The following is a 13,202-nucleotide window of genomic DNA, read 5'->3' as shown; positions in this document are numbered from 1 at the left end:
ACTTTTAGACTATTAAAAGTAGTAAAAATAAAAAGAGCTTCGAAGCACACTGCTTCAAAGCTCTTTCACCTCACCCAACAGAAGGCATAGGTTCAATGAATTTCTTCCCTTTTTCATAGATAACACTTTTAGGGTGCTCATTGACCGCCCGCTTCATCGGTTTGTTTCCGTTCGTTACTTGTACGTGGATCTCTTCCTCCGCTTCTAGCTCTTCACAAACCCGTTCGATAAACGCGCTTCGTTTTCTATTCGTGAGATAAGATTCTTCTAACTCAATCGTTAACACGTACACGTTTTGATCAGGGAAGTGCGTGACTACTTTTTCAAGTAAGTGAGCGACTTTCACCTGTGGAAACATTCGAAGGTACTGTGAGAGCATTCGGATGACCTCACTTTTCACAACTGGCAAACGATACGCATCATCAGGTCTCACTTCGCTCCTTTCCTCGTCCGCTTTCTCGACGGAGTCGCTCCATTCTGCTGCACGTTGATCAAGTGCTTCGATCTCACTATAAAGCCCTTTCGATTCATAGTACCTAGCCATGAGGGAAAGCGCATCAAAGCCGACACGATAGTCTCGTTTGATCGCTTCCTCTAACCATTCTAAGCATTTCTCGTTTTCATCTTCGCAGTAAGCGTTCCCTAACCCCATCAAAACCGATACGTTCGACTTCGTCTCAGGGTACGTTTCCACCAATTGTTCATAGATCGGCACAGCCTTTTTCGTTCCATACACATCTTCAAAAAGCGTCGCTCGTTTGACCGCGTCGTCTACTGATAGTGTCGAGTTAGACCCTAACTCTTCTAACTCAAGCTTGAGCTGCTGTTTCTCATACTTACGCTCTTTCCAATCTTCTTTCTCCACTCGTACGAAAACATCATCAAAGTACTCAATAAAATGATCCTTATCTTCCAAATAAAACTCAGCTGCCGGATAGGTGACGGTCGGAACCTGATTCACCTCGACTTCTAACTTGTTGAGCCGCTCAGAAAGGGATGGATGCGTATCATTGATCGAGGCCACACGCTTCATCGCTTTCATCAATACGTTCTCCTGCCGAACCGGATCATGATGATCCAACACGTCTTGCACCCGAGCGAACGGACGTGGACACTCTTTTTCTTCTAAGCCTTTGTCATATAACGTCTCCCAGAACTCATCATATCGCTCTGCTTTGATTTCTGTAATCACTAATGCTTCAGCTACGACGTGTGGATCCGTATAGTGGCTTGAAAAGCAGTCGGCTTCATGCTCTTCTTGTTTCGCTAATGCATGAGAGTAAGCATCAAACCGTGGGACAAACCAGCGAAAGAACCATCTTAATAAAAAGCCGCCCCACACTTCGGATTCTTCGAACTTATCCAAAAGGGTGATCCACGTTTCACGCACCCGATACAACCATGTTCCGAACTGTCCATCCTTATTCGCCAGATGGCCCATCTCATGAGCGATGATGGCATCGAGATGTTCGCGTGACAGTGCTTGCATGAGCGGTAGCCCGAGGACGAGATAATTTTTGTACCAGCCAAAAATACCGAGACGCGGATGTTGCACAACGCTTGCGTTATAGTGATTGGTCAGCAGCACTTCATGAACCTGTTTCGTTTTGTATTTGTATTGAATCTCATTAATCGTCTTAAATAGTTCAGGTGCATCTTCTTCTGATAGCGTGACGCCTTCAGGATGATCGAATCGAACCCACAGCGCGCGGGACATGATGATACCTACAACCAATGTGATGATGCCAACTTTTATTCCGCCAAACGTAAAAGAGCCGCTAATAAAATTCACGATTGTAATCGAAAACAAACTAAGGATGATGCCAAGCACTAAGAGCAGGTACCCATATCCAACTAATGAAAACGCTGCTACCTTCCTCCTGTATGCACTCGGATTTTGCTTCGCTTCGATCTCCTTCTCTTTAACGAGCTTTTCAAATTCCACATTCGTCATTCCGCTATCTCCCTCACCATAATTGAGCTAATTATATCAGGAGATTTCGGGAAAAAGATGGGCACTTTTACCCAACTCTATCGGGCGAAAACGAACTTTTTTAATCCTCGTCTTCAAGCGTCAGTCCCTCAACAAACTTACGATTCATCACCTTCTTCGTTTTTCGATATTCCTTGGACTTAAAGATGATGTCAAAGTCATAATCCTCTGGGTAAAGATCGTTTGCAGAGATGTGAAGTTTGAGTCGTTTATGATTATAGGACTTTTTCTCACCTTGAACCTGGACGATGTAGTTGCCAAGATCATCGGGACCTTTATACACGATTCCCATTTCATCACTTGCTTGAATGATCACGTTGTCTCCTTGCTCAAACAACGTCACTTCTGCTTTTTCTTCTTTTTTAGCCGTTTTCCTACCATACCGATTCACCGTTACCTGCTGCTTGTAATCATTCGTCGAAAGCACCTCTTTTTCTACTGTAAAATCCTGTTCTTCGTTATACGTGATCTTGCTCGCATGCTTTAAGATATCAGGATGAAGCCCGAGCTTATGCGCGATCGCGAAGGCCTGACTCTTTCCAGTCGTGTCGAGGAGTAATTGATACGTCGGCTTCAAGGTTTCGAGATCGAATTCCATCGCCCCGTTGATAAACCCTTCCTTCTCTTTCGCATACTGCTTCATCTCACTATAGTGCGTCGTCGCAAAAATAGTCGCACCTTTGGCTGCGAGCTGATCAAGGATTGCAGTTGCGAGTCCCATTCCTTCACCAGGGTCCGTACCAGAGCCGATTTCGTCTAGTAACAGAAGCGAATGGTCATTTGCTTTTCGTAAAATATCGATCAAGTTCACCATGCGCGAACTGAACGTGCTCAAGTTCTCTTCAAGACTCTGACCATCTCCAATATCAACGAAGATCTGCTGGTAAATCGGGAGCGTAGACGGTGCTTTCGTTGAAATCGGAATTCCACACTGTGCCATCATGCAGAGTAATCCGACCGTTTTCAATGTGACCGTCTTCCCACCCGTATTAGGCCCCGTAATGAGGAGCGCTTGCTCACCTTCAGTCATTTTTAGCGATAGTGGAACAGCTTTTTCACCTAAAAGTGGATGTTTTGCTGCTTTGATATCGATTGTGAAATCACTTGAAAATACTGGTGTCTTCCCATCGATTCTGCGGCTATACTTCGCTTTTGCAAAAATGATATCGTACTGATGCATCGTTTCTAACGCGATATTGATCTCACGCTCATATGCGAGCACTTCGCCCGTCAATCCGTAAAGGATCTGTTCGACTTCCTGCTCCTCCTGCAGAGCTAAGAGCTGCAGTTCATCATGAATCGAAGAAAGCTCATTCGGCTCGATGAAAAGCGTCGCACCTGATGACGATTGATCGATTACAGTGCCCGCTACCTTCTTACGATACTCTCGTTTGATCGGTAACGTCTGGCGACCATTCTTCTCAACAGGACGTGCTTCTTGCATCCACTTCGCATATTTTTTCGCAAGTGTTTCAAGCCGCTCCTTCAGCTTCTCTTTCTTCACACCATGCTGCTTCCTGATCTTCAACAAATTTTTAGAGGCATGATCATCGACCTGGCCATGCTTGATCACCGCATGAATTTGTTCCTCTAGTGAACTTAGATCCTCGATCGAATCAGCATACAAGCTTATTGTAGGTGCGACCGTACCTTTATCCTTCATGAATCGCTTCAGCTTCGTACAGTGCTCTAGAAACGAAACGACTTCTGTAAATTGAATCGCTCGAATGAAAAGTCCTTTTTTCCCCTGCTCGATCAAAAGCCCTATGTCGTTCAAGCTATGAAGCGGCACACTTCCACTCACGTTTAAAATCGCGACGCCTTCTTCAACCTCTTCTAGCCATCGTTCGATGATGCTCTGATTAATGGACGGCTTCAAGTGCCGGATCGTTTCTTTTCCTCTATTCGTTAAGGCGAATGTACTGATCGCTTCGATGATTTCGTTGAATTCTAATGTTTCAAATGTTTGTGTGTTCATGTTCTCCTCCTATAAAAAAAGCCACGACAAGCTTATTAGCTCATCGTGGCTTATGATAAACAGATGGATTCCATACGAATCCCCTTTTTACCGCCCCGAGACATCAAAAAAGCTATGACTGAATAAGCCAGTCATAGCGTTCTATGATGAAGTTCAGCTATGCTTATGCTTGTTCTTAACTGCCCTGTTGATTCCATAACGAAGTAAACGTCCCTCAGGCACGTTTTTTCTTCATTACAACAGGTGCTATCCAATTTGTGGATTAGTTAAGAACAACCACACTCATACATCATTCTCCTATTCTTGTTTAGGCGGTAAAAAGTTCTGTTACTGACAATACTATGCGACACCAGCTTATTTGTCAATTTGACGAGAGGAAGGAAACCTCTGCCAAATGCCAAACGAACTGAATCCCAAGCATTAAGAAAAGAAGAACGCCTGAAAAAAGAAAAATGTTAAACGACCTCTTCCCTTCTTCTTTTTTCTAGGCATGTTCGATTCCAAACATCGTAAACAAAGAGGCTAACAATAGCGTCTTCATGTTCATGCTTATGTCGAGTCTATCAATAAACAAATCATACATCCCCGCACTCATTGCAACGATTGCCAGAATGAGATTAACGGTTTTTAATACTAGAATGATTATTCCCCCTCGCTAGTCGGACTAACGCATCCTTACTTCAATCACTTCTCTCGTCTCAACATTTAACGTAAATTCCATCTTGTGAGGCGCCTCTCCATACGCATGCTCAACCGTTACGTACCAAATGGATTCATCTCTTTCTATTTCGACCATCGGATTTTCTTTTAACGCTTCAACATATTCCCTTTCTGACACCTCTATTGTTTCACCGTCTCTTTTTAAAAAGTACTCCCCGTTCGTTTCATGAGCGATTTGGTATCCACGATGCGCATTCAACCATTCATGAACATCAGAGGACGTTTCTCTCGCGACGCCAAGGACTGTTTCTTCCGTGACATCGTGGTATCTTTCTAACACGTCAAAAAGGTAATGTTCATAAACGTCGCAATTAACTGTACAAATTTCAACGACGATCGCTTCAAAAGGTAAATCCTCGTTCTCCACCTTATGTTTTCCAGCCGTATCGATGATGTATTTCTCCGTGTTTTCGACTGCGTAGCCCTGGCGCTGACCTGATGAACGAAGATTATACGAATAAGCATCTTCATTTTCTAGCATCGTCTTCTCAATCAGGTCGACCTGAGCAAGAAAGAACTCCGCTTCCGTCAACGTAGTAGCATCTGTTACGACAAATGCTTCTTGCTCAAATCCCTTCCGTTTTACAATAAATTCTTCACCATCTTCAGATAGCGTAATAGCGTAGTGAACTTCTCCAGGGCCATACGCATCTGTCACCTGCATGTCAAAGTCTTGATAATCACCTTCGCTAGTGATCGTCATATCAAAACTCATTATTTCTCCATGAAAGTGTTCATCGCCTAATTCCTGCTTTATGTTCTCAAATTCTTTAACCAAATTACCACTATAAAAATTCGTATCCTGTACGTCTATGTTCCGCGGCCATTCATAGTAGGTTGTTTGAATAAACGGCAGGAGAAGCGATAAACAAAAAACGAGGAGTCCAAAGAACGCAGCTCCTCTTTTTGCTTTAGCATTTGTTTTTAACGATCTAGCAAACAATAAGAATATCAGAAATCCGAGTGGAAGTACGAAACGATCTAATTCCAACCTGAATTCACCTAGTATCACGAGACCTATTATCTTCACTAATAAATAGGGCTCCGGCTCATCAGACTTCCGGTAAAACACGATAATTCCTACTACAGTCATCATAACTAAAAACGTATCGATCATACGATTTGAAAATTCCTCCTTGGACTCTGGTTTCTACACGCTAGATGATTGACTAGCCTTCTTACGAAAGTGGATATATAGTTGATTTCCGATCATCATTGTAAACCCATATACAATGGCGAGAATGGTAAACGGTAGAAGGAAATCGTTCGCAATAAGAATAATCCCTACGATGATAAAAAGAAGTAGTGCTGATACATTGATAACCCAATACGACTTAGAGAACGTCACTTTATTATTTCTACTAGTCATCAGATTCAACTCCTCTATTTTTGTAGTTTCATCCTTTTCCATTGGCACGCTCTAGCACTTTCTTGATGAAAGGTTCCTTTTCACTTGTGTATGTAGGGCGGTCGTCTTTGTAACGATTGGCGAGTGTCTGCTTCAATTCTTCATATTCCTTTGCTACAGACGGATGGTCACGCAAATAATCTCGAAATGATAGTTTCTCCTTCCATTGAGAACCTTCATACTCGCACACATGAACATGCGTCGTACCTCTGCCCCATTCTCCTTTCCTAAAAAACCGTCTGTCTTCAAGCTCTGGTTTGTGCACATACTCGTAACCAGCTCGTTCTAGAGGTTCTTTCATCGAATCTACATCTTCTAAACTCCGAACGCCAACTGCAACGTCGATGATTGGCTTTGCAGAAAGGCCTTCAATCGAGGTGCTTCCGATATGTTCGACACCAAAAGCTTTATCTTTCACAGCATGTAGGATAGACAGTTTTTCCTCTTCAAACTTCTCCGGCCAAGTTTCATCATATTCAACAAGGTGAACAGTAGGCGTTTTCATCGCGTTCCTCCATCCGTATTTTCCATATAACTTCCACTTGTTCACCATACCACAAATGGACGTTTATGTTTCGGTGAAAAAGATAATAAAAAAGAGGTGGAGGTGAAAATTTTGTCGACATTCTTAATCGGAGCTACGATCGTATTTATCGCATTCAATCTATATTATTTCTTTACGAACAAAACCTACCGTAAGAGCACGTTCAGTTCTGCTCTTTTTCTTAAACTCGTTCTTGTCATGTTTAGTATGTTAGTAGGGTTTGCAGTTATCTATTATCTTCTTTCGCTTCAGGACGTCATCTTAGTGCAAAACTTATCTTCAATGAAACCGATCGACATCACGTTCCTCAACCTTCTGTACTTCAGTGGTGAAACGCTCGTCTCTGTCGGGTACGGAGACATGCTTCCAGTCGGTCCCGCAAGGTTTTTTGCCATCCTAGAATCGATGCTTGGAATCCTATTACCAACCGCATACTTCATGAAATCGCTAGACCTTTCAAAGAAATAACTAGTGCCTGGCACCGCTCGAATATTGTCGAACACCTCAACTATAAGCGAAACGATTTACAAACCATATAAATCGTATTATGATACGTAAAGATTAATTCATACTAAACTTATAAGGATTGAGGTGTTTACTCAATGGAAGCAGCTGCAAACGTAAAGAAAAGCTTAGCAACAACGGTAGTACAACCGTTGAATCCTATACAAAAACCGTTTGTTACGTTAGGGATTCTTGCTTCAATCATCTTATTTACCATGATTGTGATGACCGTTTCTTGGACACAAGGAGTGCTCTTTGTCATTGGATTAGCGTTAGGGCTAACATTATTACACGCACGGTTCGGTTTCACATCAGCATTCAGAAGATTAACATCTGTAGGAAACGTTCAAGGGCTACAAGCTCATTTAGGGATGCTTGCCGTTGCGACAATTTTATTTGGAATCATTCTCGCAACAGGTTTTAACTTCTCAGGTATTGCACCCACAGGCTACGTCTTTCCTGTCGGTGTCAGTGTCGTTTTCGGATCATTCCTGTTCGGAATCGGAATGCAGCTAGGAAATGGCTGTGCATCAGGTACTCTATATAATGTTGGTGGGGGAAACGCACCGCTCTTTCTAACCCTAATCGGATTTATCGTCGGTTCAACGATCGGTGCCCTACACTTTCCATGGTGGACGAGTGAAGCGATGCCGAGTCTCGGTGCGATTTCACTCGCTGAAACAACCGGATTTGGCTATGTTGGAGGAGTTCTATTTCAACTTGCGATCTTTGCAGGTCTCTACGGCATCACTGTTCAAATTGCACGAAAGAAGAATCCTCCTAGCATGAAGCCACTGCCTACGACGACTGGTATCAAGAAGCTCTTCCGAGGCTCATGGCCACTACTTGTTGCGGCGATCGCGCTAGCAGTTCTAAATGCGTTAACACTAGCAGTTCGAGGAAACCCTTGGGGCATTACGTCAGCATTCGCTCTTTGGGGATCAAAAGTACTCATGTTCTTTGGCGTCGACGTAAGCAGCTGGGGATACTGGGCTGGACGTACACAGCAGCTAACGGATTCTGTGCTGTTCGATTCTACAAGCGTAATGAACTTCGGTATCATCCTTGGCGCATTTATCGCAGCAACGTCACAAGGAACGTTCAAGCTTAAAGCGTTCACTCCTGGCGTCACGATGGCTGCGTTGATCGGCGGCGTTATGATGGGATATGGCGCTCGCCTTGCATTCGGTTGTAACATCGGCGCTTACTTCGGAGGGATCGCATCGATGAGCCTACACGGCTGGGTATGGATGATCATGGCACTTGCTGGGACTTATCTCGCCCTCTTCATAAGACCGTTGTTTGGGCTAAAGAACCCGAGTCCTAAAGATTCAATCTGTTAACTTCACGGTGCCTGTCACCACCCGGTATTTGTCACAATTTGCGTATGTTCATTACATCTTGGGTCATCCTAACCTTTAGAGGTGATCATTGTGAAATTAAACAAGAAAAAATACGCAAATCAACCAGGTGCGATGAAAAAGTCTTACACAAACGAAGTTGACTTAGTGGACAACACGAGTCAACAAAAAAGCCAAGAAGGTCGACTTGCAAACACTAAAAAGAACAAATAACAAACGGAAGGCATAGCCAAACGAGGGCTATGCCTTTTCTATGTAGTTCTGTTCAAATTGATCTATACCACAAACTACAAAAGCTATCAGAATAATATAAACTTCTATGCGATTCCTATGTTAGAATGAATGGATTAAAGATTGGAGGGTTGTAGATGGAACGAAAATCAGCGTGGCTATTGATCGCAATCGGTGCCTCACTTTGGGGGATTATTGGCGTATTCGTTACATATCTTTACGAACTTGGCTTTACGCCGATTCAGGTGGTTGCAATCAGGGTGTTAACAGCTGCCATCTTCATGTCCTCTTACGTTCTATTTAAGAACCGAAAGTTATTCAACATACAGCCGAAGGATAGTCGATACTTCATCGGAACAGGAATCATCAGCATCGTCCTTTTTAACTGGTGCTTATTCAGTTCTATGGAAGAATCATCGATCTCGATCGCATTCATCTTACTTTATACCGCACCAGCGTTCGTTACGATTTTATCCCGCTTGCTTTTCAAAGAAACCCTGACGCCTCGAAAGGTCTCGGCACTCTTGATCACCCTTATCGGATGCTCGCTCGTTATCGGCATTTTCTCAAGTTCCTCTGCATCCATCTCACTCTACGGACTCCTTCTTGGACTTGGCTCAGGTTTCTTCTACGCCCTGTACAGCATATTCGGTAAGTTCGCTCTGAGTAAATATGACTCATTAACCGTAACGGTGTACACGTTTCTTTTCGCTACAATCGCCATCGTGCCTTTTAGCGGATTGGGATCAAAGATCGCTATGTTTACCAACCTAAACGTACTAGGCCTCATTATCGGACTTGGCTTTCTCTCAACCATGCTTCCGTTCATCTTTTATACGAAAGGCTTGCAGCACGTGGAATCGAGCCGTGCTTCCATCATCGCAACGGTGGAACCAGTCGTCGCGTCGCTCGTCGGCTTCTTTATCTTCAACGAAACACTCTCGATGTGGCAATACATTGGGATGATCATGGTCATCAGCTCTGTCATTATCGTGCAGGAATCAAAGAAACAAAGCGCCCCTCTCTATCACAACGCAGCTCAATAAAAAAAGAGCTTGAATGCATACCTGCATTTCAAGCTCTTTTTCTATCATTCGTTTACGTTTGACCGAAAGTAACCACGAGAAACAAAAGTCCCATCGTAATCAACACTAACAAACTCACAATAAACGTAACAACAGAAGCGAACATATACTTTCTTTTATTCGAATAATAAATGGCACTCGCGATGGCCACTAGAAAAAAGATTGGCGAAATCATAAAACCATACGAAAACATTGTTAACAAAGCGATTAATAAAAATAAGAAAGGCACACCGTTTCAACTCCTATAACCCCACTTCCACCTAAGTCTACCATAAAGAGTTTGTTTACTCAGAGCCGAACTGAAGCGTTGCTTACGATTCTCCACTCCAGATTCTTTGGAATAAAGAATTAAAATCCCGATCCCTACTAATAACAAAGAGATGCCCACCCATGACGTTAGAACAAGATTCTCTCCAAGAATGAACACGCCCAACAAGGCTGCCGTGAGCGGTTCACCCAATGCTAGGGTAACGGCCGTTGATGACGGAATGTTTACCATTCCCCTCGCAAACAAGAAATAAGCAAGGCCTGTTGCGATGATGCCGAGATGAAGGCTAACAGCCATCCCATTTCCTTCCGTGATCCACGATAGGTCATAGAGAAACAATAGTGGGGATAGGAAGATTGCGCTAAGCGAAAAGACTACGGCGACGATGGATAATGACGACTGGTTTTCGACTAGTTTTCTGCTAACCAGCGTGTAACTCGCAAAAGAGAGACCTGCCACCAACGCCATGGCAATCCCATATGGATCAACCACGACTGCTTCTTTGTTGATAAAAAGCATACAGCACCCGACGATCGAAAGGATCGTCGAATACCACCAAACTCTAGCAGGGCTTTTTTTCAAAAAGAGCCACTCGATCAACCCGGACAAAATTGGCGCACTCCCGATCGCAATGACCGTTCCGATCGCGACACCCGTCAACGTTACAGCAGAGAAAAAGAATGGTTGATAGCAGGCCATGCAAAGGGATGCGAGCACCGTTTCTTTTATAGGCCAATTCTTTAATCTTAACTTACCTAAAAGAAGAACAATCAAAAGTAACGGGAGCCCGCCTAACGCCAAGCGGACGGCACCAATTACGACAGGATGCGCCGTTTCAGGAGCAAACGACTGTGCCGTTCCCGTTGTTCCCCACAAGATAGCGGCTAATAAAACTAAAAAAGGTGCGACCTTTTTTTCCATTACAATCACCTCAATAAAAAGACCTTAAACCCATTTTAGATGAATCAGTCTCGCTCATCTTTACTGAGTTTAAGGTTCTTTTTATCCATTCTTCATACTTCTGTACATTTGTGGTGTAATGCCTTCTTGCTTTAAGAACCATCGTGTAAAAGAAGAAGCGTTCTCAAAACCGATCTCCTGGCTCACATATGTGATCGTCCAGGACGTGTTCATTAATAATTTCTTCGCTTCTTTCAAACGTAACTCCGCAATATAGCGCTTCGGGCTCTTCCCCGTTTTCTGTTTGAACCACGCTGAATAATAAGTAGGGTGATAGCGTTCGATTGCAGCTAACGTTTTTAAGCTGATGGACTCTTTGAAATGCCGATGAATATAGTCGACCGAAGGGGGTGTAGCGCTTTTCAATTTATTGGCTACATATCTCGTTAAATCTCTTAGTGCTGCTGGATTGGTTTGTTTATTCCGGATCTCCTCTAATAACAAGAAACGAATCGACGTCCACTGCTCATCCATTGGGACATACATGCTTTCTGTCTCCCACAGTAAATAATCCACCGGAATATCTAAGATTAGAAATTCATTTCTCACCGATGACCGAAATTCATGATTATACGACGGCGGAAGGTAAAAACAATGATCAGGAGTGAGATGTAATCCTTGGTGTTTCGTCGAGATATCTAAAGAGCCACTCAAAGGAAATAGAAATTGACCAAAGTCATGTTTGTGAGATGTCATATTACTAGAATACGTTCGTTTATCACAAACCACCTGGTTCGCTCTCTGCACCTGCATCCCCTCCTCTCATCGCTTCTGGTTAGAAGAATTCTCTCAATTAAGCTTTATTGTAAAGAAGAAACAGGGCCTTTGACAACAAGTTATTCTTTGATTCAGATATCCAGTTCTAGTTCGATTTTGACTTCTTATTCGTGTAGATCACATATATAACATTAATCACAACGGCTATAAGTGCAGTGGATAAGACTCCAAATATATATGGCCAATTAAAACCACCTATCGCACTGCCAATAACCCCTCCAACACTTACCAAAAAAGCGAGGTAACTAATCCTCCACTTTGACCTTTCCCTTTTCACAGTACCTTTCATAGTGCCTGTCACTCCCCGATTTTTGTCACTATTTGTCATATCCCTCAACTACGCAGAAAAAGCCACCTTCTCTCTTATAAAGAGTGAGGGATGGCTTTTCTCGTTCCATTCTTGATGTAAATTCCTCTTTCTAAGGTAGAAGCTGTTCTTCTAATGCTTCGGCTTCTGCTTTTAATTCTACTTCCTCTTTCAACAGTTGAAACAAGCCTTTCATCACAAGCTCATCCGGTTTTGATTTTCTTGATTCCTCCGAGATTCGATCGATCACGTCTAGATAGTAATCTCCGTTCAACGAATGGACCTTATCGTACACCGCTTTCCACGCTTCCTCTCTCTTCCCGAACGATGTGAACGCACCTTCTCGATCCATTCCGACTGAGAACGGTCGCATCATCTCATCATCAAGAAGAGGGTGACTGTTTCCTGAAAGAAAATCGTTCGCAAGAATATCAATCTGACGGACGATGTGCTGCCCAAGCTCCTCTGGACCGATCGTGCTTTCAGTAGAAATCATCAATCCTGTATAGGAGGTATAGATCGACTGCGTCATCCACATCAAGTCCCACTTATACGGGGAAATTTTATCCCCATATAAATCGAGCAAATTTCGCTCAAGCCAGCTGAATAGCCTTCCTCTCATGCGGTGCGCCATGCTTTCTAATTTTTCACTACTCTGCGCGGTTTCCCCTCGCATGTGCATTTTCATATAAGACTTATATTCGAGTATCCCTTCGAACTGCACTTGAAATTGCTTCGCAAATCGCTCATATGGAGGGAGATCGTTAAGCCCAATCACAAATGCTCGCTCGAAGACAAGTTGCTGATAATGCTCGTATATCGAAATGATCAAATCTTCCTTCGATGGAAAAAATGAATACAGTGAGCCTTTCGAAATTCCAACGCTATCAGCAATTTGCTGCATGGATGTATGTGTATAGCCCTTCGCTCCGATGAGCTCAACGGCTGCTTCTAGAATCGCTTTCCTTTTATCCAATTGTTTCACCTCGTTGTTCTCGTTCACGCCACGACATTGACCTAAATTATAACGTCTCTTCCCTGAAAGAGCGAATTCAAATCTGCTTTC

The 13,202-nt window shown here is 43.3% G+C and carries 13 protein-coding genes; 4 read left to right on the top strand and 9 right to left on the bottom strand.

The genetic code is table 11. The features are described 5' to 3' along the window. Positions 1–70 precede the first annotated feature (70 nt). The 5 genes from ACXAHI_RS14045 to ACXAHI_RS14025 all read right to left on the bottom strand — a co-directional run bounded on the left by ACXAHI_RS14045 (position 71) and on the right by ACXAHI_RS14025 (position 6,604). Positions 71–1,954, bottom strand: coding sequence for a M48 family metalloprotease (locus ACXAHI_RS14045; protein WP_474848833.1), 1,884 nt, complete (start codon positions 1,952–1,954; stop codon positions 71–73). 100 nt (positions 1,955–2,054) lie between these two features. After that, on the bottom strand, positions 2,055–3,971 hold the full coding sequence (locus tag ACXAHI_RS14040; RefSeq protein ID WP_474848831.1) for an endonuclease MutS2: 1,917 nt from the start codon (positions 3,969–3,971) through the stop codon (positions 2,055–2,057). A gap of 664 nt (positions 3,972–4,635) precedes the next feature. Then, positions 4,636–5,808, bottom strand: coding sequence for a hypothetical protein (locus ACXAHI_RS14035; RefSeq protein WP_474848828.1), 1,173 nt, complete (start codon positions 5,806–5,808; stop codon positions 4,636–4,638). A 33-nt stretch (positions 5,809–5,841) separates the two neighbouring features. Next, the gene (locus tag ACXAHI_RS14030; RefSeq protein WP_474848826.1) at positions 5,842–6,060 is read right to left on the bottom strand and encodes a hypothetical protein; all 219 of its coding nucleotides are present in this window, start codon (positions 6,058–6,060) and stop codon (positions 5,842–5,844) included. Between the two features lie 28 nt (positions 6,061–6,088). Further along, positions 6,089–6,604 (bottom strand): GrpB family protein, encoded by a 516-nt coding sequence (locus ACXAHI_RS14025; RefSeq protein ID WP_474848824.1) that lies wholly within the window; start codon positions 6,602–6,604, stop codon positions 6,089–6,091. 102 nt (positions 6,605–6,706) lie between these two features. Between ACXAHI_RS14025 and ACXAHI_RS14020 the strand changes: the two genes are divergently transcribed. From ACXAHI_RS14020 to ACXAHI_RS14005, 4 genes are all read left to right on the top strand, one after another. Then, entirely contained in the window at positions 6,707–7,111 is a 405-nt protein-coding gene (locus ACXAHI_RS14020; protein ID WP_474848822.1) for an ion channel, read from the top strand. Positions 7,112–7,245: 134 nt separating this feature from the next. Further along, positions 7,246–8,490, top strand: coding sequence for a YeeE/YedE family protein (locus tag ACXAHI_RS14015; protein ID WP_474848820.1), 1,245 nt, complete (start codon positions 7,246–7,248; stop codon positions 8,488–8,490). 90 nt (positions 8,491–8,580) lie between these two features. Continuing rightward, positions 8,581–8,721 (top strand): hypothetical protein, encoded by a 141-nt coding sequence (locus ACXAHI_RS14010; protein WP_474848818.1) that lies wholly within the window; start codon positions 8,581–8,583, stop codon positions 8,719–8,721. A gap of 155 nt (positions 8,722–8,876) precedes the next feature. Then, a complete protein-coding gene (locus ACXAHI_RS14005; RefSeq protein WP_474848816.1) occupies positions 8,877–9,785 on the top strand; it encodes a DMT family transporter in 909 nt (302 codons plus the stop codon). A 52-nt stretch (positions 9,786–9,837) separates the two neighbouring features. On the opposite strand, the gene ACXAHI_RS14000 is transcribed toward ACXAHI_RS14005, so the two are convergent. From ACXAHI_RS14000 to ACXAHI_RS13985, 4 genes are all read right to left on the bottom strand, one after another. Beyond that, complete coding sequence (locus ACXAHI_RS14000) at positions 9,838–10,053, bottom strand: hypothetical protein (RefSeq protein WP_474848814.1); 216 nt, start codon at positions 10,051–10,053, stop codon at positions 9,838–9,840. A gap of 6 nt (positions 10,054–10,059) precedes the next feature. After that, positions 10,060–11,013: an EamA family transporter gene (locus ACXAHI_RS13995; RefSeq protein WP_474848812.1), complete on the bottom strand. Its 954-nt coding sequence runs from the start codon at positions 11,011–11,013 to the stop codon at positions 10,060–10,062. A gap of 81 nt (positions 11,014–11,094) precedes the next feature. Next, positions 11,095–11,805, bottom strand: a complete 711-nt coding sequence (locus ACXAHI_RS13990; RefSeq protein ID WP_474848810.1) for a helix-turn-helix domain-containing protein — start codon at positions 11,803–11,805, stop codon at positions 11,095–11,097. 443 nt (positions 11,806–12,248) lie between these two features. Beyond that, positions 12,249–13,121 carry a TetR/AcrR family transcriptional regulator gene (locus ACXAHI_RS13985; protein ID WP_474848808.1) on the bottom strand — a complete coding sequence of 291 codons (873 nt, stop codon included), beginning with the start codon at positions 13,119–13,121 and terminating at the stop codon, positions 12,249–12,251. Between the last annotated feature and the right edge of the window lie 81 nt (positions 13,122–13,202).

The sequence above is a fragment of the Anaerobacillus sp. ABD4_527 genome, from assembly GCF_056160805.1.
The sequence above is the reverse complement of the archived record's forward strand: the minus strand, read 5'-3'. Positions and strand labels throughout refer to the sequence as shown.